The organism is Streptomyces sp. NPDC015139, assembly GCF_043079785.1.
In the GTDB taxonomy this organism is placed as follows: domain Bacteria; phylum Actinomycetota; class Actinomycetes; order Streptomycetales; family Streptomycetaceae; genus Streptomyces; species Streptomyces albidocamelliae.
In genome coordinates this window covers 529,986-550,393 of sequence record NZ_JBIBUW010000004.1, presented here as the reverse complement: position 1 = coordinate 550,393, position 20,408 = coordinate 529,986, and the positions used below count along the sequence as shown (strand labels likewise).

Sequence of the window (20,408 nt, the reverse complement as noted above, 5' to 3'; positions counted from 1 at the left end):
ACTCCTAGGTGAGGTACTGACAGGTGGAGCGCGGGGTGTAGACGCCGTGGCCGGCGCGTCCGGTGTACTCCCGCTGGTCGATGACGGGTACGCCGCGCGAGAGCACCGTCTCGACCCGGCCGGTGACGCGTCTGCCCTCGTAGGCCGAGTAGTCGACGTTCATGTGGTGGGTCTCGGCGGACATGACCTGCTCGGCGTGCGGGTCGTAGATGACGACGTCGGCGTCGGCGCCCGGGGTGATGGTGCCCTTCTGCGGGTACAGGCCGAACATCCGGGCCGGGGTGGCGCAGGCGATCTCGATCCAGCGGCGGCGGGTGATGTGCCCGTCGACGACGGCCTGGTGGAGCAGGTCCATGCGGTTCTCCACCCCGGGCAGGCCGTTGGGGATCTTGGAGAAGTCGCCGCGGCCCAGTTCCTTCTGGCCGGTGAAGCAGAAGGGGCAGTGGTCGGTGGAGACCACCTGGAGGTCGTTGGTGCGCAGCCCCCTCCACAGGGCGGCCTGGTGCTCCCTGGGCCTGAGCGGGGTGCTGCACACGTACTTGGCGCCCTCGAAGTCGGGCTCCGCGAGGTTGTCGGTGGACAGGAACAGGTACTGCGGGCAGGTCTCGCCGAAGACGTTCAGCCCCTCGTCCCGGGCCCGCGCCAGCTCGGCCACCGCCTCCGTCGCCGAGACGTGCACGACGTACAGCGGCGCCCCGGCGACCTGGGCGAGGCGGATGGCGCGGTGGGTGGCCTCGGCCTCCAGCAGGGCCTTGCGGACCTCGCCGTGGTAGCGCGGGTCGGTCTCCCCCCGGGCCAGCGCCTGCTCGACCAGGACGTCGATCGCGATGCCGTTCTCGGCGTGCATCATGATCAGGCCGCCGTTCTCGGCGGAGCGCTGCATGGCCCGCAGGATCTGCCCGTCGTCCGAGTAGAACACCCCCGGGTAGGCCATGAACTGCTTGAAGGAGGTGACCCCCTCCTCGATCAGCAGGTCCATCTCCTTCAGCGTCTCCTGGTTGACGTCGGAGACGATCATGTGGAAGCCGTAGTCGATCGCGCAGTTGCCCTCGGCCTTGGCGTGCCAGGCGTCGAGGCCCTCGCGCAGGGTGTGGCCGACGCTCTGCACCGCGAAGTCGACGATCGTCGTCGTCCCGCCCCAGGCGGCGGCGCGGGTACCGGTCTCGAAGGTGTCGGAGGCGAAGGTGCCGCCGAACGGCAGCTCCATGTGGGTGTGGGCGTCGACGCCGCCCGGGATGACGTACTTCCCGGTGGCGTCGATGGTCCGGTCGGCGCCGAACGCCTCGGCGGCGGGGGTGCCGGTGGCGGCGAGGGCGGCGATACGGCCGTCCTCGATCAGCACGTCGGCGTGGATCTCGTCGGACGCGGTGATGACGAGACCACCGCGGATCACTGTTCGGCGGCTCATGGTCCCTCTCCTTCGTGGTCGCCTGCGGGTCGTCGGTGGCTGGTCGCGCGGTCCCCCGCGCCCCGTGCCGGAGCCGTTGCGGGCGCCGTCGTCAGGGCGCCGTCAGCGGCCCGTACGCGCCCGGCGCGCGGTCGCGGTAGAACTGCCAGCGGTCGCGGACCTCGCGGAGTTTCGCCAGGTCGAGGTCGCGGACGACGAGTTCGGTCTCCTTGTCGCTCGCCACCTCCCCCACGAACTGGGCCTCCGGGTCCACGAAGTAGGTGGTGCCGTAGAAGTCGTTGTCGCCCAGGTCCTCCACGCCGACCCGGTTGATCGCGCCGACGAAGTACTCGTTGGCGACGGCCGCCGCCGGCTGCTCCAGCTGCCACAGGTAGCGGGAGAGCCCGCGCGAGGTCGCCGAGGGGTTGAAGACGATCTCGGCGCCGGCGAGGCCCAGCGCCCGCCAGCCCTCCGGGAAGTGCCGGTCGTAGCAGATGTACACGCCGATCCGGCCGACGGCGGTGTCGAAGACGGGCCAGCCGCTGTTGCCGGGACGGAAGTAGAACTTCTCCCAGAACCCCCGCACCTGGGGGATGTGGGTCTTGCGGTACTTGCCGAGGTAGGAGCCGTCCGCATCGATCACGGCGGCCGTGTTGTACAGGACGCCCGGCTGCTCCTCCTCGTACATCGGCAGGACCAGGACGATGCCCAGCTCGCGGGCGAGGCTCTGGAAGCGCCGGACGGTGGGGCCCTCGGGGATCCGCTCGGCGTACTCGTAGAACGCCTTGTCCTGGACCTGGCAGAAGTAGGGCCCGTAGAACAGCTCCTGGAAGCAGAGCACCTGGGCGCCCTGCGCGGCCGCGTCGCGCGCCGCCTGCTCGTGGACCTGGATCATGGATTCCTTGTCGCCGGTCCAGGCGGTCTGGAAGAGGGCGGCTCGGATCACTCGGCTCATCGGGACCTCCGGTAGCTCGGTGTGCCGAGAGCCTAGGAAGCCCGGACGGCCCCTTTGAGTGGCAGCGTGTCACGTCTGCGGGGTCCGGGCGTGCCACCGTGTCACGTGTGCGTGGGCCCATGTTTCACCGCCGTTTTCCCAGGTCGTCGCATGTTTCACCCCTGTTGCGCGTCATGCGCGAGGAGCGCGATGTGCACGGAGGCCGCCTGTTCGAAGTCGTCCAGGTCGACGCCGAGGCGGCCCTGTATCGCCTCCAGGCGGCGGTAGAGGGCGGGCCGGGAGACATGGTGGAGCTGGGCGGTACGGGACTTGTTGCGGCCCGTCGCCAGGTAGGTCCGCAGGACGTTCAGCAGTTCCGGTTCGGCCGCGCGCAGCAGCCCGTCCAGCTCCCGCTCGGCGAAGGACTGCACGTGCGGGTCGTCCCGCAGCAGCCGGACCAGCCCGCGCAGATGGACGTCCTTCAGCCGTACGACGGCCGGCGGGTCGAGGGCGGCCGTGGAGTCGGCGACGGCCTCGGCGACATGCCGGGCCTCCCGCAGCCCGGCGGGCACGTCGTCCCAGGCGGTGCGGGGTTCGGCGGCGGCGACCGTGGCCGCCGGGTCGGTCTCGTCGCGGAGCCGGGCCGCGAAGTGGGCGGTGAGCGCCTGCGCGTGCTGGTCGCGGGCCAGACTGAGCAGGACCGCGGTGGCCCCGTCCGCCAGCTCGGCGACCAGCCCGGGCAGTCCCAGCATGCGCAGCACCCGGCCGAGCCGGGCCGGGTCCCCGCCGGGCACGACGAGCGGGACGAAGGTCCTTCGGTTGACCGGCAGTCCGGCGGCGCGGGCCCGCGGCAGCACCTGCCGGGCCGGTACGACCCCGGAGACCAGGTCGGTGAGCAGGCTCTGCGCGGACTGCTCCTCCCAGCTGTGGGCGGAGCCACCGCCGAGCATGCGGTGCAGGACCAGCGCCTCGGCGGCCCGGTCGGCGAGCAGCCGTCCGGTGGCCGTGTCGCCGCGGTAGCCGCACAGCAGCAGCCGGCCCCACCGCTCCCCGCGCCCGCCCAGCTCGGCGCTGATCCAGCCGTCTCCCGCGGCGCCGCCGGCCTGCCGGGCGATGCGTTCCCAGTCGCGCAGCACGTCGTCCACCGCGGACCGCTCCCCCGCCGTGGCGAGGGCCCGGTGGGCGAGGTTGGTGACGACGACCGGGCAGCCGCTGTGCTGGGCGACCTCGTCGAGGAGCCGGCCGAGCGGGGCGCCGGCCGTGATGAGTCCGGTGAGGGCGGTCCGCACGGTCTCCGACAGGCTGACCGCGGCGAACTTCCGGCGCACCAGCCGGCACTGGACCTCCTCCGTCAGCTCGGCGAAGGGGAACGGCCGGTGCAGGACCACCATGGGCAGCCCGCACCGCTCGGCGGCCCGGCGCATCACCTCGGGCGGGGTGGGAAAGGCCCGGCCGAGGCCGAGCACGACGGCCGAGGCCTCGGCCCGGTGCAGGGACTGGATGTACTCGGCCTGCTTGGCCTCGTCCCCGGCGAGGAGCACCCCGGTGGTGAGCACCATCTCGCCTCCGGTGAGCATCACGCCGACGTCGGCCGCCTCGGCGACGTGCACCCAGCGCACGGGCCGGTCGAGCTGCCCGGCCCCGGCGACCACTTCCGGCTCCCCGGCGAGCACCCGCTCCAGGGTGAGCACCTGGCGGACGGAAAGGACGGGTTCGGACGGCTGCCGGGCGGGGTGGCGGAGGTCGGTGTCGGATGCCATGGCCGTATCCCTCGCTCGGACGGTGGCGCCCCGACGGGGCGCGGGGATCTGCGCGACCGGCCGCGACGGCCCCGCGGACGACCGCCCACGAGACCCGTCACGGCTTCCCTCGCCACGCGCCTAGTACGAACTCCGCAGCGCGCGTTCGAGGATGGCCGCCCCTTCCTCGGCCTCCGCCACCGTCAGGGACAGCGGCGGGGCGATGCGCAGGGCGCTGGTGTCGTGGCCGCCGCCCTTCCCGATGAGCAGCCCGCCCTCGCGGGCCGCCTCGAGCACGGCGGCGGCCGCCTTCGGGTCGGCCTCGTCCGTCCCGGGCCGGACCAGCTCGACGCCGATCATCAGCCCGCGTCCGCGCACCTCGCGTACGCCCGGCAGCTTGGCGGCGACGGCCCGCAGCCGCTCGATGAGCAGCCCGCCGACCCGGCGCGCGTTGCCCTGCAGATCGTGTTCGACCAGGTAGGCGAGGTTGGCGAGACCGGCGGCCATGGTGATCTGGGTGCCGCCGAAGGTGGAGATGCTGTTCGCGTCCAGGCAGTTCATGATCTCGGCGCGGCCGACGACCCCGCCGACGGACATGCCGTTGCCGATGCCCTTGGCGAAGGTGACGAGGTCCGGCGGGCCGCCTCGGGCGTGCGCCTGCCAGCCCCAGAAGTGGTCGCCGGTGCGGCCCCAGCCGGTCTGCACCTCGTCGGCGATCCACAGGATGCCGTGCTCGTTCAGGACCTCGCGGAAGGCGGCGTAGAGGCCGTCCGGCGGGGAGGTGAACCCGCCCACGCCCTGCACCGGTTCGGCGATCAGCGCGGCGGGCGGCCGGGTGTGGCCGAGGATGTCCCTCAGGTCGGCCACGCAGGCGTCGATGAACGCGCGGTCGTCGAGGTGGGCGAACGGGCCCCGGGTACGGACGCCGCCGTGGACGTACAGGGTCTGCAGCGGGGACAGCGAGGTCGGGGACCAGCTGCGGTTGCCGGTGACGCCGACCGCGCTGAAGGAACGCCCGTGGTAGCTGTTGCGCATCGCGAGGACCGTGTTGCCGCGCCGGTAGGTGGTGGCGAGCAGCAGCGCGGTGTCGTTGGCCTCGGTGCCGGAGGTCGTGAAGAACACCCGGGCGTCCGGGATGCCGCTCAACTGGGCGATGCGCTCGGCGAGGTCGACCATCGGCCGGTTGAGGTAGAGGGTCGAGGAGTGCAGGATCCGCCCGGCCTGCTCGCTCACCGCCTTGGTCACCTCGGGCAGCGCGTGGGCGGTCATCGTGGTCAGGATGCCGCCGAAGAAGTCCAGGTACCGGTTGCCCGCGGAGTCCCAGACGTGCCGTCCCTCGCCGTGGGTGATCTCCAGCGGGTCGTCGTAGTAGAGGGCGAGCCAGTCGGGCATGACCTGGCGGTGGCGGGAGTAGAGGTCGTTCACGGCTGTACCAGTCCTTCGTAGGCGTCGGGGCGGCGGTCGCGGTAGAAGGCCCACTGCTGCCGCACCTGCTCGATGAGGTCGAAGTCCAGGTCGCGGATGAGGAGTTCCTCGGTCTTGTCGCTGGCTACGTCGCCGACGAACTGCCCACGCGGGTCGACGAAGTAACTCGTGCCGTAGAAGTCGTTGTCGCCGTACTCCTCCTGGCCGATGCGGTTGATGGCGGCGACGAAGTACTCGTTGGCGACGGCCGCGGCGGGCTGCTCCAGCTGCCAGAGGTGGGCGGAGAGACCGCGGTGGGTGGCGGAGGGGTTGTACACCAACTGGGCGCCGTTGAGTCCCAGTTGCCGCCAGCCCTCCGGGAAGTGCCGGTCGTAGCAGATGTATACGCCCACCTTGCCGACGGCGGTGTCGAAGACGGGCCAGCCCAGGTTGCCGGGCTTGAAGTAGTACTTCTCCCAGAAGCCCTTGACCTGCGGGATGTGGTGCTTGCGGTACTTGCCGAGGAAGGTGCCGTCGGCGTCGATGACGGCGGCGGTGTTGTAGTAGAAGCCGGACTGCTCGACCTCGAAGACCGGTACGACGATCACCATGCCGGTGTCGCGCGCGAGTTGCCCCATGCGGCGGACCGTCGGGCCGTCGGGCACCGGTTCGGCCCACCGGTAGTGCTCCGCCTCCTGGACCTGGCAGAAGTAGGGGGCGTTGAAGACTTCCTGGAATCCGATGATCTTCGCGCCCCGGCGGGCCGCCTCGCGGGCGTACTCCTCGTGTTTCGCCACCATGGACTCGGTGTCGCCGGTCCAGGTGGCCTGGACCAGAGCGGCGCGGACGACGTTGGCCATGAGCTGCTCCTTCGACGCGACCTCAGAGCCTCTACGCCCGTAGAGCAGGCCGTAGAGGGACGAAAGTAAGCCTCCGGACGCCCCTTGCCAAGACCATCGTCGTCAACCCGCGGAGTCGATCACGTTTCACACTCCTGTGGGTGAGCGAGGCCGCCCGGCCAGGGCCGGCGGTCGCCCGGCCGTCGGCGCGCCTGTCCGGTGATGCGGCACCGGCCGGGACGCGCCCCGGCGCCCCACAGGGCGACCGGTCCCTGGGCCCGCACAACGCGCACCAGGGACCCGCAGAACGGCCCGGCGGGGGCGTCACGGCGCGTGGCCGGCGACGCGGAGGGCGTGGACGAGGTCCCAGTGGCGTTCGGAGGAGACGGCACGGGCCGCTTCCAGGAGGAGGGGGACGAGGCGGTCGGGGGCCTCGGCGACGCTCCGGGCGGCCTCTTCGGGGGTGCGCATGCGCACGTACGCGTCCAGCAGGGCCCGCACCTCCCGGCCGCGCCCCTCGCCCGCCAGCCGCAGCACGGCGGCGCCGATCTGCTCCGCCGGGCGCACCACGCCCTGCCGGAGCATCTGCCGGCCGTCGGCGTCCCGGCCGGCCCCGGCCAGCGCGTCGGCCGCGTCGACCAAGCGCTCGGCGGGCAGCGCGGCGGACTCCCACAGCAGGGTCGCCCAGTCGGCATCGAGCCCCGCCCGGTGCAGGGCGTCCGCGAGCAGCGGGAGCCGGCCGGCGGGCCATCCCGTGGCCTCCACCAGCAGCGCGTGCGCCTCCCCGCTGCGCCCCTGCGTCCGCAGCCGCGCCAGCCGCTCCACCGCGCGCTCGACGGCCGCGGCCGCCGCGTCGTCGACCGCCTCGACGGGGACCGGCACCGGCTCGGCCTCCGCCGCGGCCCCGGCGAACCGGGCCCCCCGCGGCGCGCGCAGCCCACCGCGAGGCTCCGCCACCGGCACCGGGGTCCGCGGTACGGCCGCCGCGGCGGCCTCGTCCCCGGCCAGCCCGGCGAAGCGGGCACCGCCGCGACGGCGTCCGCGGGCCGCCGCCCCTTCCGTCGGCTTCCGCGCCAACTCCTCCAGACGCGAGCGGAGTTCGGCGCAGCGGGCGGTGGCACGGTCGTGGTCGTCCTGGGCCCAGGCGAGGTCGAGGCGCAGGGCTTCCACCTCGTGCGGGGAGGCCGGCGCCGACAGCAGGCGGCTCAGTTCGGCCTGGCGTTCGGCGGCGTACCGCTGCTCCCCGAGCATGGCGTCGAGCCGGCCCGCCAGGGCGTCCCGGGCGCCCGGCCGGGCGTCGTACGCACCGGTCGCGGCGGTGTGCAGCGCGCGGGCCCGCTGCCGTTCGGCCGTCGCGGCGGCGGGGCCGTACGCCGCACCGAGGTCGTGGAGCAGCGCCTCCACCACGTCCCACGGCAGCACCTCCCGCCCGTCCAGGCAGGCCTGCATGCCCTCCGGGTCGCGCTGCCAGAAGACCGCGCTCCAGCCTCCGCCCTGGTCCAGGCGCGCCATGAGGCCGTCCAGGTAGCTCGCGAACTCCCGTACCCGATCGGGGAGTCGATCCCATGCCATCGCCCAGCTCCCGCCCGACTGCCAGCATTCCGGTCGGTAGGCAACACCAGTGGTGTTACGGGACTGCTACGCAGAGTTTTCGGGAAGCCTGCGGGCGGCTCAGCATGGGGGGCCGGCCGGTGCGCGCACGGCCGCGTCAGACGACCACGAGCGCGCACCGCTCGACGATGTCGTCCATCGACAGGCCGAGCACCCGGGCCAGCGCGGCCACCGTGAAGAACGCCGGAGTCGGCGCCCGCCCCGTCTCGATCTTGCGGATGGTCTCGGCCGACACACCGGCCTCGGCGGCGACCTCGGGCATGCTCCGGCCGCCGCGCGCCTCGCGCAGCAGCTGCCCGAGCCGCTCGCCGCGTTCACGCTCTTCGGGGGTGAGAGGGGTGCGCACCATGGAACCGATTCTAATACCGCCCCCTCGGAGCGGCGCCCATTCAAATACCGGTATAGTAATTGGCATGGTGGAGTTGAAGACGGACGCATCGATCGACGCGATGCACGCGGCGGGCCAGGTCGTCGGGCGGGCCCTCACGGCCGTACGGCAGGCCGCGCGCGTGGGTGTCTCCCTGCTGGAGCTGGACGGGATCGCACGGGAGGTGTTGCGCGAGGCGGGGGCGTCGTCGCCGTTCCTCGGCTATCGCCCCTCCTTCGCGCCGACCCCCTTCCCGGCGGTGATCTGCGCGTCGGTCAACGACGCGATCGTGCACGGAATCCCGACCCGGTACCGGCTCCGCGACGGCGATCTGCTCTCCGTCGACTGCGGCGCCGAGCTGGACGGCTGGGCCGGCGACTCGGCCGTCAGCTTCGTGGTGGGCCGTCCGCGGGCGGCCGACCTCCGGCTGGTCGACGCCGCCGAGCGGGCACTGGCGGCGGGGATCGAGGCGGCCGTGCCCGGCAACCGCATCGGCGACATCGCGCACGCCGTCGGCAGCGTGTGCCGTACGGCCGGCTACGGCATCCCGCAGGGCTTCGGCGGCCACGGTGTGGGCCGCCGTATGCACGAGGACCCCGAGGTGCCGAACGAGGGCCGCCCCGGACGCGGTCTCCCCCTCCGCCCCGGCATGGTCATCGCCATCGAGCCCATGCTGATCGCGAGCGGCAAGGACCACTACTACGAGGCCGACGACGGCTGGACCCTGCGCACGACCGACGGCTCCCGCGCGGCCCACGCCGAGCACACCGTGGCCGTCACGGAGTCCGGACCCCGCGTCCTGACGGCACGGGAAGCCCTCTGACCGGGGCGGCAGCGACCCCCGCCCCGGCCCCGCGGGAGGCCCTCGCCCCCGGCAGCACACCCCCGGCCCCGCCCGAGGGGCACGGGACGCCCTCCGCCCCGCGGGCCACGGGCCCCTCCCCAGGGGCGGCGGACGGAACGGGCATCCCCACCCGAAGGCGAACATGCCCACCCCCACGGATCGTGACATCGTGGGCATGAGCAACCCGCTCCTGGGTTACCCGGCCGCTCCGCTTGTCGTCAGCGAAGGAACCCATGCCATGACCAACGGCTACCCTCCTGACCCCTTCGGTGAGTTCCTGGCCCGCTTCTTCAGCGGTGCCGTGGGCGGGGCCAACCGCCCTCGCCACATCGACATCGGCCGTCTGCTCAGCCAGCCGGCCCGGGAGCTGGTCAAAGGGGCCGCCCAGTACGCCGCCGAGCACGGCAGCCGGGATCTGGACACCCAGCACCTGCTGCGCGCCGCGGTGTCCACCGAGCCCACCCGGAGCCTGCTGAGCCGGTCCGGCGCGGATCCCGACTCGCTCGCGACGGAGATCGACGACCGTTCCGGGCCCGTGCAGCACCAGGCGGGCGACGTCCCGCCGCCGACCTCGCTGTCGCTGACCCCGGCCGTCAAGCGGGCCCTGCTCGACGCGCACGACATGGCGCGGGCCAGCGGTGCCGGGTACATCGGCCCGGAGCACGTGCTGAGCGCACTGGCCTCGAACCCCGACTCGGCGGCCGGGCACATCCTGAACGCGGCCCGGTTCTCGGCGGGCTCCCTGCCGCCCGAGACCCCGGAGAGCACGCAGACGCGCCCCGAGCGGCAGCGGCCCACCGGCACACCCACCCTGGACAAGTACGGCCGCGATCTGACCGAGCTGGCCCGGCAGGGCCGCGTCGACCCCGTCATCGGCCGGGACACGGAGATCGAGCAGACCATCGAGGTGCTGTCACGGCGCGGGAAGAACAACCCCGTGCTGATCGGTGACGCGGGCGTCGGCAAGACGGCCATCGTGGAAGGGCTCGCGGAGCGGATCGCCGACGGGGACGTGCCGGACGTGCTGGCCGGGCGGCGGGTCGTCGCCCTGGACCTCACCGGGGTCGTGGCCGGCACCCGCTACCGGGGCGACTTCGAGGAACGCATGAACAACATCGTGGAGGAGATCCGCGCGCACTCCGACCGGCTGATCGTCTTCATCGACGAGCTGCACACCGTGGTGGGCGCCGGCTCCGGCGGCGAGGGCGGCGCCATGGACGCGGGCAACATCCTCAAGCCCGCGCTGGCCCGTGGCGAGCTGCACATCGTGGGCGCGACCACCCTGGAGGAGTTCCGCCGGATCGAGAAGGACGCGGCGCTGGCCCGCCGCTTCCAGCCGGTCCTGGTGCCGGAGCCGACCGTCGCGGACACGATCGAGATCCTGCGCGGGCTGCGCGACCGGTACGAGGCCCACCACCAGATCCGCTACACCGACGAGGCACTGGTCGCGGCCGTGGAGCTGTCGGACCGGTACCTCACCGACCGCCGGCTGCCGGACAAGGCGATCGACCTGATCGACCAGGCGGGCGCCCGGGTCCGGCTGGGCGCCCGGACGAAGGGCGCGGACGTGCGCGCGATGGAGCGCGAGGTGGAGCAGCTGGTCTGCGACAAGGACCAGGCCGTCGCGGACGAGGACTACGACCGGGCCAAGGACCTGCGCGACCGGATCGGCGAGCTGAAGCGGCGCATCACCGAGGCGAGCGACGACGACAAGGGCGACGAGGGGCTGGACCTGGAGGTGACGGCCGAGGCCATCGCGGAGGTGGTGTCCCGTCAGACCGGCATCCCGGTCAGCCGCCTGACCCAGGAGGAGAAGGAGCGGCTGCTCGGCCTGGAGGCGCACCTGCACCAGCGGGTCGTCGGCCAGGAGGAGGCCGTCGGGGTGGTCGCGGAGGCCGTGCTGCGTTCCCGCGCCGGGCTCTCGAGCCCCAACCGGCCGATCGGCAGCTTCCTCTTCCTCGGCCCGACCGGCGTCGGCAAGACCGAACTGGCCCGGGCGCTCGCCGAGGCGCTGTTCGGCAGCGAGGACCGCATGGTCCGCCTCGACATGAGCGAGTACCAGGAGCGGCACACGGTGTCCCGGCTGGTGGGCGCCCCGCCCGGGTACGTCGGCCACGAGGAGGCGGGGCAGCTCACCGAGGTGGTGCGCAGGCACCCGTACTCGCTGCTGCTGCTCGACGAGGTGGAGAAGGCGCACCCGGACGTCTTCAACATCCTGCTCCAGGTACTGGACGACGGCCGCCTGACCGACTCCCAGGGGCGGACGGTGGACTTCACCAACACCGTCATCGTCATGACGAGCAACCTCGGCTCCGAGGCGATCACCCGGGGCGCCGGCATCGGCTTCGGGCCGGGTGGCGCGGAGGCCGACGAGGAGGCGCGGCGCGAGCGGATCCTGCGGCCGCTGCGCGAGCACTTCCGGCCCGAGTTCCTCAACCGCATCGACGAGATCGTGGTCTTCCGGCAGCTGACCAGCGAGCAACTGCGGCAGATCACCGACCTGTTGCTGGAGGGCACCCGGCGGCTGCTGGACGGGCAGGGCGTCGGGGTCGAGTTCACGACCGCGGCCGTGGACTGGCTCGCCGAGCGCGGCTACCAGCCGGAGTACGGCGCCCGGCCGCTGCGCCGCACCATCCAGCGCGAGGTCGACAACCAGCTGTCCAGGCTGCTGCTCGACGGCACGATCTCGGAGGGCAGCCGGGTCACGGTGGACGTGAAGGACGGGCGCCTGGACTTCCGCACCGGTGACGCCCCGCACCCGGCACCGGAGTTGTGAGGGTCACGGCGCCGCGCCCCGTCGGGGCGCGGCGCCGTGACGTCAAGCGAAGCGGGCCCTAGGGCCTGGCGTTTGGATCATGCCCGCGTCGCGGGGCGTGGCACGCACATCCGCGGCGTTGTCGTCGGTTGTCGACGCTCCGCGTCGCCGCCCTCCTCCGCCTTGCGGCTGCACGCACCACGCCCCGCTCGGGCCAGCCGATAAGGCACCGTGGGCCAGGCCGGGCCTGATCCAAACGACAGGCCCTAGCGCGCCGGACGCACGACCATCGCCGAGCCGCCGCCGCGCCGTACCTTCTCGGCGGCGGCCAGCCACTTCCCGTCGGGCAGCCGCTGCACACCGGTGGCCGCGCCGATCTCCGGGTTGAGTTTGAAGCTGTGCCCGATCGCCTCCAGCCGGGACCGCAGGTCGCTGTTGTAGAGGGCCGGTTCCAGCTCGGTCTGGGCCGCGTTGCGCTGGCTGGCGCGCGGTGCGGCGATCGCGTCGACCAGGGGCAGCCGCCGGTCCACGAACCCGGTGAGCGTCTGCAGCACGGTGGTGATGATCGTCGCGCCGCCGGGTGAACCGAGCGCCACGACGGGCCGGTTGTGCCCGTCGAGGACGATCGTCGGCGAGATGGACGAGCGGGGCCGCTTGCCCGGGCCCGGCAGGTTCGGGTCGTGCACGGCGGGGTTGGCCGGGGTGAAGGAGAAGTCGGTCAGCTCGTTGTTGAGCAGGAAGCCGCGGCCGGGCACGGTGATGCCGCTGCCGCCGGTCTGCTCGATGGTGAGCGTGTAGGCGACGACATTGCCCCACTTGTCGGCCACGGTCAGGTGGGTGGTGTTCTCACCCTCGTAGGTCGTGGGCGCCGTCGTACCGCCCTTGCCGCAGGCCGCCGGGTGACGCGGGTCGCCGGGGGCGAGCGGGCTGGTGAGGACGGCGTCGTCCTTGATCAGGCAGGCGCGGGAGTCGGCGAACCGCTGCGACAGCAGCTCTTTCGTCGGTACGTCCTCGAAGGCGGGGTCGCCGACCCAGCGCCCCCGGTCGGCGAAGGCGATGCGGCTCGCCTCGATGAAGTGGTGCAGGTACTGCACCTCGTCGGCCTTCGAAAGGTCGCTGTTCTCCAGGATGTTGAGGGCCTCGCCGACCGTCGTGCCGCCGGAGGAGGAGGGTGCGATGGAGTACACGTTCAGGCCGCGGTACGACGTCCTGGTGGGTGCCTGGAGCTTGGCGCGGTAGACGGCGAGGTCCTTCTCGGCCAGCTTGCCCGGGCGGGCGTTCCAGCCGGAGGCGGGGTCGACCGGCGGGTGCTCGACCGTCCTGACGATGTCGTCGCCGATGTCCCCGCGGTAGATCGCGTCGACGCCCTCGCGGCCCAGTTGCTCGTAGGTGCGGGCGAGTTCGGGGTTCTTCAGCGTGGAGCCGACCTCGGGAAGCCGTCCGTTCGGCAGGAACAGCCGGGCGGTGTCGGGGAAGTAGCGGAACCGGGTCTCGTTGGACGCGGTCTGGGAGCGGAAGGTGTCGTCCACCGTGAAGCCGTCGCGGGCGATCCGCTCGGCGGGCCGCAGGACGGTACGGAGCTTCTCGCTGCCCCACCGGTCCAGTGCCGTCTGCCAGGTGGCGGGGGTGCCCGGGGTGCCGACGCTCAGGCCGCTGCTGACGGCGTCGGCGAAGGCGAGCGGCTTGCCGTTCTCCGTGAAGAGGTCGGAGTCGGCGCTGAGCGGTGCGGTCTCACGGCCGTCGACCGTGTGCACCGTACGGGTCTTGGCGTCGTAGTAGACGAAGTAGCCGCCCCCGCCGACGCCGGCGGAGTAGGGCTCGGTGACGCCGAGGGCGGCGGCCGTGGCGACGGCAGCGTCGACCGCGTTGCCGCCGTGCTTGAGGACGTCGATGCCGGCGGCGGAGGCGTCCGCGTCGACGCTGGAGACGGCTCCGCCGTAGCCGACCGCCACGGGGACCTTGGCGGGCTTGCCGTCCGTCGCCACCGCGGGCGGCGCCGTCGCGCCCGCCGACACCACGACGGCCGAGACGGCCAGAACCACGAGTTTCCGGGTACCAGGACGACCCATGCGTACCTCCCGTCGGGACAGTCCGCGCAGCGTAACCAGATCGCCGTAGTACCGACAGTACGCCTCGGTGGCCTGCCACACGACCGTCACACGTCGAACACGGGTACGTACCGGCCGCCCGGGCCCGCTACCATGCGCGGCCATGAACGACGACGTGCGCAACATCGTTTTGGGCGTCATGGCGGCGGGTGTCTCCGCCTCGCTGGGCTGGGTCGCCCGTACCTTCCTGTGGCGGCGAAGACTGCGGCGCAAGCAGGTCTTCTTCGGGCTGCCGGACCACTCCGAGTCGCTGCTGGTGGTCAACCGCAACGCGGGCGGGCCCGAGTTGTCGGTGATGCGGCACGACGTGTTCGCCCTGCTGGAGCTCTCCGCCCTCATCAAGGACTGCAACGCGCACGCGCAGGTCGTCGCGCACGACGCCGCCCAGCAGGGGTTCGGCGAGCGCACGGAGTTCTGCCTCGGCGGTCCCGCCTCGAACCGCCGGATGGCGGCCCATCTCTCCTCACTGCTGCCGGGTGTCCGCATCAACGTCGAGGCGGAGGCGGGGCCGGAGCTCGGCGCCTTCCGGATCGGCGGGAACGACTACCGGATGGAGAGCGGGAAGAGCGAGTACGTTCTGCTGGCCCGGCTGACCGCGGGCGGACGGCACGACGCCCGTCCGGTGTTCCTCTTCTGCGGCCAGCGGGCCATCACCAACCAGGCCGCCACCCGCTATCTCGCCCGGCACCACGAGCGGCTGGCCCGCAAGCACGGCGCCGGCTCCTTCGTGCTGCTGCTGAAGGTGGTCAACTCGCAGGCGTACGGCCCGGATGTGGTCGAGCTGGTCGCCGATGTGACGCGGGCGGCGCAGACGCCGGTGCCGGAACCGGCCGCGACGGGCGCGGCCTAGGGTCCCGGGCGACCGCTGCGGCGTCGTCAGACCGTCGGGAATCCGCCGGAGTTGCGCACCTCGGACAGCGCCTTCTTGATGGTGACCTTCGCGAAGTAGCCGGCGCCGAAGAATATGCACTGGACGACGTACCAGAACTTCTCGGCCCCGGTCATCTCCACCAGGCCGTACTCGCTCAGGGCCTTCTTCACCGGGACCTTCTGCATGTAGGCGGCGCCGAAGTAGACGCAGCCCAGGATGTACCAGAACTTCTCCGCGGAGGTGGTGGTGCCCTGACCGAGGTACTGCCGTTCCGACATGACGTGCCCTGCCTTTCGATGACAACGGGGTGACTGAGGATCCGGGGCGGTACGCGCCGGTCCGGACCCTTGCGGGCGCGGGCTCGGGCAGCAGTCGCGCCGGCGCGGACGCGCGGCGGCGTGCTGAAGCACGAGTGGAGAATGGCGTGATACGCACTTGTCACGGTGCTGGTCGTCGTGACGACCAGCCGCCCCCGGATGCGCAAGCGGCAGCATAGGGCAAGAGATCTTGGTCGTCACATCGGTTCTCCGGGGCACCCCCGCGCACCCCACCCGCCTCGTCCGGATCGGGGCCGGCCTTCAACAGTCCCGCCGATCAACAATCTTTACCCGCACGTAACTTACCGACGGGTTACTTGCGGTAAGTCGACACGGTTACCGTCGGGTCACTTTGCACTGGACCAAGTGAAGGAGTGACCCATGGGACATGGCCGCACCCCCCTGCGCACCGCCGCCGCGGGAGCCGTCTCGGCCGCGCTGATCGCCGGCACCGTCGTCGGCCTCGCGCCGGCCGCCCAAGCCGCCCCGGCCGTCCGCTTCGTCGACATCGCCGGCGACGGCGGCACCGTACTGAAGGCCAACGTCCTCACGCCCGCGGGCGCCGACGGCACGCGCGACTACCCGCTCGTCGTGCTGCCCACGAGCTGGGGCCTGCCCCAGATCGAGTACCTCGCGCAGGCCCAGAAGCTCGCCGACTCCGGCTATGTGGTGCTCACGTACAACGTCCGCGGCTTCTGGCAGTCCGGCGGGCAGATAGAAGTGGCCGGTCCGCCCGACATAGCGGACGCCTCCAAGGTCATCGACTGGGCCCTCGCGCACACACCGGCCGACCCGCAGCGCATCGGCATGGCGGGGGTGTCGTACGGCGCCGGGATCAGCCTGCTCGCCGCCGCCCACGACAAGCGCATCAAGGCCGTGGCCGCGCTCAGCGGCTGGGCGGACCTGATCGACTCCATCTACTCCGGCCGCACCCAGCACGTCCAGGCGGCGGCCGTGCTGGACGGGGCGGGCACCCTCACCGGCCGCGAGAGCCCGGAGCTGCGGGAGATCTTCGACAACCTCTACGCCTCGGACCTGTCCAAGGAACAGCAGATGATCGACTGGGGGAGGAAACGTTCCGCCGGGACCTACGTCGACCAGCTGAACAGCAACGGCGCCGCCGTCATGCTGGCCAACGCCTGGGGCGACACGGTCTTTCCCGCCAACCAGTACGCCGGCTTCTACGAGAAGCTGACCGGCCCCAAGCGGCTGGAGCTGCGCCCCGGCGACCACGCGACCGCCGAACTGACGGGCCTGTTCGGACTGCCGAACGACGTGTGGACGGACACGGAGCGCTGGTTCGACCACTACCTCAGGGGCGCCGACAACGGCATCGACCGCGAGCAGCCGGTCCAGCTGAAGTCCCGTAGCGCGGGGGGATACGAGGGCTACCCGGACTGGAAGTCGGTCGGCGCCACCCGGCGGAAGGTCGCGCTCGCGGGCTCCACCACCATCCACGCCAACGTCGACTCGGGTGCGGACGGCGGGATCGTCTTCCTCTCCAGCATCCTCGACCAGGTCGCCCAGCTGCCGCCGATCGCCTCGATGCCGCTGCTGCCGCGCCGCTGGGCGGCCGTCTGGCAGTCGGAGCGGTACGGCACGGCCCAGCGGGTGCGCGGCACGGCACGCCTGCACACCACGCTCACCCCGACCGAGGAGAGCGGCACCCTCGTCGCGTACCTGTACGACGTGGGTCCGCTCGGTATCGGCAAGCTGGTCACCCACGCGCCCCTGAGCTGGCACGGGCGGACGCCGGGCGAGCCGTTCGGTGTCGACCTGGACCTGTACTCCACGGCCTACGACGTCCCCGCCGGCCACCGTCTCGCCCTCGTGGTCGACACGGTGGACCCGCTCTACATCGAGCACAACCCGTCCGGCGCGCAGCTGACCTTCTCCTCGCCCTCGGACGACCCGTCGTACGTGTCCGTCCCGTTGCGCGAGCAGTGATCTCCGGCTGCCGCCGGACGAGCCTGGCCCGTGTGAACTGCCGCCCCCCTACGGTCTCGGGGCCGTGGGGGGTTCCCCACCCGGCAGCAGCGTCCCGGGGCCGGCCGTGGCGACCGCCACGGCCTCGGTCCTGGGACTGCGCTGCTCACGGCGGGACACCCAGCCGGCGAACCACGAGAGCAGCATGCACATCCCGATGTAGATCGGCGAGATCACCATCACCACGGGGATGAACGGCAAATCGTAGTCGAGGTTCGAGGCGATGAGCTTCCCGGCGTGGAGGAACTCCTCGTAGGTGATGAGATAGCCGAGGGAGGTGTCCTTCAGCGCGACCACCAACTGGCTGATGATGGCGGGCAGCATGGCCCGTACCGCCTGCGGCACGAGGACGTGGGCCATGACCTGGGACTTCCGCATGCCGAGCGCGAACGCGGCCTCGTGCTGGCCGCGTTCGACGGCGTTGATCCCGGAGCGGAGGACCTCGGCGAGCACCGAGCCGTTGTACAGGGTGAGTCCGGCGACCAGCGCCGTCAGCGGCTGCGCCTTGAGCGCCACGAAGATGAAGAAGATCATCACCAGGACGGGCATGGCGCGGAAGAACTCCACGACGAGCGTGGCCGTCCAGCGCACCGGACGGTGGTCCGACAGCCGCCCGGCGGCCAGCACACCGCCGAGGGCGAGGGAGAGGACGGCCGCCGTCGCGAAGGCCTTCAGGGTGTTGCCGAGCCCGCGCAGCAGCAGTCTCTGGATGCCCTCGTACGCGAAGGGCATCCACTTGGCGTACGTGAACTGCTCCGTGTCCACCAACAGATACAGGATCCACGCGACGAGCGCGAGGATGACGACGGCGGACACGGCGCCGTAGAGGCGGTGGCGTCGCCGGGTGTGCGGTCCGGGGACGTCGTAGAGCGCGGTGGCCTCGGTCATCGGGCGACTCCGTACGTGCGCTCCAGGAAGTTGAACAGGGCGCTGATGGCGAGCGTGATGATCAGATAGCCGACGGCGATCCAGACGAAGGTCCAGACGATGTTGTAGCCCAGCTCGTTGATGGTCCTGTAGGTGCCGAGCAGCTCGGTGACGCTGAAGGCGCCCGCGATGGCGGAGTTCTTGGCCAGCGCGATGAGCGTGGAGCCGACGGGCGGGATGACGGACCGGAACGCCTGCGGCAGGACGACCAGGTTCAGCGTCTGGCCGAAGGTCATGCCGAGGCTGCGGGCGGCCTCCCCCTGCCCTCTGGGCACGGTGTTGATGCCGGCGCGCATCGCCTCGCAGATGAACGCCGAGGTGTAGCAGCCGAGGGCGAGGACGGCGAACACCTGGAAGGGCAGGACCAGCCCGAACCGCGGCAGTCCGAGCAGCACCGCGAAGAACAGCAGGGTGAGCGGGGTGTTGCGCAGCACGGTGACCCAGACCGTGCCGAAGACGCGCAGAGAGGCGACGGGGGCGACCCGGAAGGACGCCATCAGGAAGCCGAGGAGGAGGGCCAGCAGGGAGGACCAGACGGTCAGTTGCACCGTGCCGAGGAATCCTTCCCAGTAGATCGAGAAGTTGTCTTTCAGTACGTACATGCCGTCCTCGTCAGCTCGCCGGGTAGCGGTCGATCGCGGGCGGGTGGGGGGCGGGCACGCCCGAGAGGCCGAGCGTGGCGTCGTACGCCCTCTTCCAGTCGCCGTTCACCTCCCGGGCCCGCAGCGCGTCGTCGAGGGCGAAGCGCAGGGCGTTGTCGCCGTGCGGGACGCCGATGCCGTACGGCTCCCTGGAGAACGGCCTGCCGACGACCTTGAGTTCATCGGGTGCCTTGGCGGCGTAGCCGATGAGGATGGCGTCGTCGGTGGTGACGGCGTCGACCTGGTAGGTGAGGAGGTTGTCGACGCAGATGGAGTACGTGTCGTAGGCGACCAGGACCGCCTTCGGGTAGTCGGTCCTGATGCGCTGGTACGGCGTCGAGCCGGCCGCCGAGCAGACGCGTCTGCCGGCGAGGTCCTGGGGGCCGTGGATGTCGTTCTCGTCCTTGCGGACCAGCAGGGACTGGCCGGCCATGTAGTAGGGGCCGGCGAACCCGACGAGCTTCCTGCGGTTGGCGTTGATGGTGTAGGTGCCGACGTAGTAGTCGATCTGGCCGTTCCGCAGCGCGGTCTCGCGGTTGGCGGAGGCGATGGTGCGGAAGCGCACGGTCTTCGGCGGGAAGCCGAGGGAGGCGGAGAGCATCTTGGCGATCTCGACGTCGAAGCCGGAGTAGGTGCCGGTCGCCGGGTCCTTCTCGGCCAGGTAGGGCTGGTCCTCCTTGGTGCCGACGACGAGGTGACCGCGTTTCCTCGCCCGGGTCCAGGTCCTGGAGCCGGGCAGGCCGAAGCCCCGCGCCACCTGATAGACGGGGAGCTCGTCGGCGGCCGGGCCCTTGGCGGGCGGGCTGCCCTCCTTGCCGCAGGCGGCTGTGAGCAGCACGAGGGCGGCGGACAGCACGGCGCGCAGGGCGCGGGGCGCACGGGCGGTACGGAACACGGTTCGCACTCCCCCGGTCAGTGCTTGAGGATCTTGGAGAGGAAGTCCCTGGCCCGCTCGCTGCTCGGGTTGGTGAAGAACCCCTCGGGGCTGCGGTCCTCGACGATCCGGCCGTCCGCCATGAACACGACGCGGTTGGCGGAGGCGCGGGCGAAGCCCATCTCGTGGGTGACGACGACCATGGTCATGCCGTCCCGGGCGAGCTGCCGCATGACCTCCAGCACCTCGTTGATCATCTCCGGGTCGAGGGCGGAGGTGGGCTCGTCGAAGAGCATCGCCTTGGGGTCCATGGCGAGGGCCCGGGCGATCGCCACGCGCTGCTGCTGGCCGCCGGAGAGCTGCGCCGGGTACTTGTCGGCCTGGTTCAGCAGGCCGACGCGGTCGAGGAGTCCGCGGGAGCGGCGGTCGGCGTCGTCCTTCTTGCGCCGGCGGACCTTGATCTGGGCGAGGGAGACGTTCTGCAGGACCGTCTTGTGGGCGAAGAGATTGAAGGACTGGAAGACCATGCCGACCTCGGCGCGGAGCCGCGCGAGGGCCTTGCCCTCCGCCGGAAGCGGCTGCCCGTCGAGCGTGATGGTCCCGGACTCGATGGTCTCCAGCCGGTTGATCGTCCTGCACAGCGTCGACTTGCCCGACCCGGACGGGCCGATGACCACGACCACCTCCCCCTTGCCGACGGTCAGGTCGATGTCCCTGAGGACATGCAGCTGCCCGTAGTACTTGTTGACGTTGCGCAGTTCGATCAACGGATCGACGGCCATCCGCAGCCCTACTCGCTCGCAG

At 71.8% G+C, this 20,408-nt stretch carries 17 protein-coding genes; 4 read left to right on the top strand and 13 right to left on the bottom strand.

Going from position 1 to position 20,408, the window contains the following annotated elements:
- Positions 1–4: 4 nt before the first annotated feature.
- The 7 genes from hydA to ACF08B_RS14670 all read right to left on the bottom strand — a co-directional run bounded on the left by hydA (position 5) and on the right by ACF08B_RS14670 (position 8,263).
- Positions 5–1,408, bottom strand: a complete 1,404-nt coding sequence (gene hydA / locus ACF08B_RS14700) for a dihydropyrimidinase (RefSeq protein WP_392317670.1) — start codon at positions 1,406–1,408, stop codon at positions 5–7.
- 91 nt (positions 1,409–1,499) lie between these two features.
- A complete protein-coding gene (locus ACF08B_RS14695; RefSeq protein WP_392317669.1) occupies positions 1,500–2,342 on the bottom strand; it encodes a nitrilase-related carbon-nitrogen hydrolase in 843 nt (280 codons plus the stop codon).
- A 155-nt stretch (positions 2,343–2,497) separates the two neighbouring features.
- The gene (locus tag ACF08B_RS14690) at positions 2,498–4,081 is read right to left on the bottom strand and encodes a PucR family transcriptional regulator (RefSeq protein WP_392317668.1); all 1,584 of its coding nucleotides are present in this window, start codon (positions 4,079–4,081) and stop codon (positions 2,498–2,500) included.
- 120 nt (positions 4,082–4,201) lie between these two features.
- The gene (locus tag ACF08B_RS14685) at positions 4,202–5,452 is read right to left on the bottom strand and encodes an aspartate aminotransferase family protein (RefSeq protein ID WP_392317730.1); all 1,251 of its coding nucleotides are present in this window, start codon (positions 5,450–5,452) and stop codon (positions 4,202–4,204) included.
- Positions 5,453–5,481: 29 nt separating this feature from the next.
- Positions 5,482–6,324, bottom strand: coding sequence for a nitrilase-related carbon-nitrogen hydrolase (locus ACF08B_RS14680; protein ID WP_392317667.1), 843 nt, complete (start codon positions 6,322–6,324; stop codon positions 5,482–5,484).
- A gap of 303 nt (positions 6,325–6,627) precedes the next feature.
- Positions 6,628–7,875 carry a hypothetical protein gene (locus tag ACF08B_RS14675; protein ID WP_392317666.1) on the bottom strand — a complete coding sequence of 416 codons (1,248 nt, stop codon included), beginning with the start codon at positions 7,873–7,875 and terminating at the stop codon, positions 6,628–6,630.
- A 136-nt stretch (positions 7,876–8,011) separates the two neighbouring features.
- Positions 8,012–8,263, bottom strand: coding sequence for a helix-turn-helix domain-containing protein (locus ACF08B_RS14670; protein WP_093473530.1), 252 nt, complete (start codon positions 8,261–8,263; stop codon positions 8,012–8,014).
- 64 nt (positions 8,264–8,327) lie between these two features.
- Here ACF08B_RS14670 and map point away from each other — a divergent pair, with 64 nt between their 5' ends.
- The gene (gene map, locus ACF08B_RS14665) at positions 8,328–9,104 is read left to right on the top strand and encodes a type I methionyl aminopeptidase (RefSeq protein WP_392317665.1); all 777 of its coding nucleotides are present in this window, start codon (positions 8,328–8,330) and stop codon (positions 9,102–9,104) included.
- Positions 9,105–9,363: 259 nt separating this feature from the next.
- The gene (locus tag ACF08B_RS14660) at positions 9,364–11,901 is read left to right on the top strand and encodes an ATP-dependent Clp protease ATP-binding subunit (protein WP_392317664.1); all 2,538 of its coding nucleotides are present in this window, start codon (positions 9,364–9,366) and stop codon (positions 11,899–11,901) included.
- Positions 11,902–12,146: 245 nt separating this feature from the next.
- Here ACF08B_RS14660 and ggt read toward each other — a convergent pair whose 3' ends face one another.
- Positions 12,147–13,949, bottom strand: coding sequence for a gamma-glutamyltransferase (ggt, locus tag ACF08B_RS14655; RefSeq protein WP_392317663.1), 1,803 nt, complete (start codon positions 13,947–13,949; stop codon positions 12,147–12,149).
- Positions 13,950–14,091: 142 nt separating this feature from the next.
- Here ggt and ACF08B_RS14650 point away from each other — a divergent pair, with 142 nt between their 5' ends.
- Entirely contained in the window at positions 14,092–14,838 is a 747-nt protein-coding gene (locus tag ACF08B_RS14650; RefSeq protein WP_392317662.1) for a hypothetical protein, read from the top strand.
- 26 nt (positions 14,839–14,864) lie between these two features.
- Here ACF08B_RS14650 and ACF08B_RS14645 read toward each other — a convergent pair whose 3' ends face one another.
- The gene (locus ACF08B_RS14645) at positions 14,865–15,137 is read right to left on the bottom strand and encodes a hypothetical protein (protein WP_392317661.1); all 273 of its coding nucleotides are present in this window, start codon (positions 15,135–15,137) and stop codon (positions 14,865–14,867) included.
- Between the two features lie 420 nt (positions 15,138–15,557).
- On the opposite strand from ACF08B_RS14645, the gene ACF08B_RS14640 reads away from it, so the two are divergent.
- Positions 15,558–17,123 carry a CocE/NonD family hydrolase gene (locus ACF08B_RS14640; RefSeq protein WP_392317660.1) on the top strand — a complete coding sequence of 522 codons (1,566 nt, stop codon included), beginning with the start codon at positions 15,558–15,560 and terminating at the stop codon, positions 17,121–17,123.
- A 48-nt stretch (positions 17,124–17,171) separates the two neighbouring features.
- Here the strand turns inward: ACF08B_RS14640 and ACF08B_RS14635 are convergent, their stop codons facing one another.
- The 4 genes from ACF08B_RS14635 to ACF08B_RS14620 are packed head-to-tail and all read right to left on the bottom strand — an operon-like array spanning position 17,172 to position 20,386.
- The gene (locus ACF08B_RS14635) at positions 17,172–18,050 is read right to left on the bottom strand and encodes an amino acid ABC transporter permease (protein WP_392317659.1); all 879 of its coding nucleotides are present in this window, start codon (positions 18,048–18,050) and stop codon (positions 17,172–17,174) included.
- Positions 18,047–18,691, bottom strand: a complete 645-nt coding sequence (locus ACF08B_RS14630; protein ID WP_392317658.1) for an amino acid ABC transporter permease — start codon at positions 18,689–18,691, stop codon at positions 18,047–18,049. The genes ACF08B_RS14635 and ACF08B_RS14630 overlap by 4 nt, the downstream gene beginning before the upstream one ends.
- 10 nt (positions 18,692–18,701) lie before the next feature.
- Positions 18,702–19,625, bottom strand: coding sequence for a glutamate ABC transporter substrate-binding protein (locus tag ACF08B_RS14625; protein WP_392317657.1), 924 nt, complete (start codon positions 19,623–19,625; stop codon positions 18,702–18,704).
- A 17-nt stretch (positions 19,626–19,642) separates the two neighbouring features.
- Positions 19,643–20,386 carry an amino acid ABC transporter ATP-binding protein gene (locus ACF08B_RS14620; protein WP_392317656.1) on the bottom strand — a complete coding sequence of 248 codons (744 nt, stop codon included), beginning with the start codon at positions 20,384–20,386 and terminating at the stop codon, positions 19,643–19,645.
- Positions 20,387–20,408 lie beyond the last annotated feature (22 nt).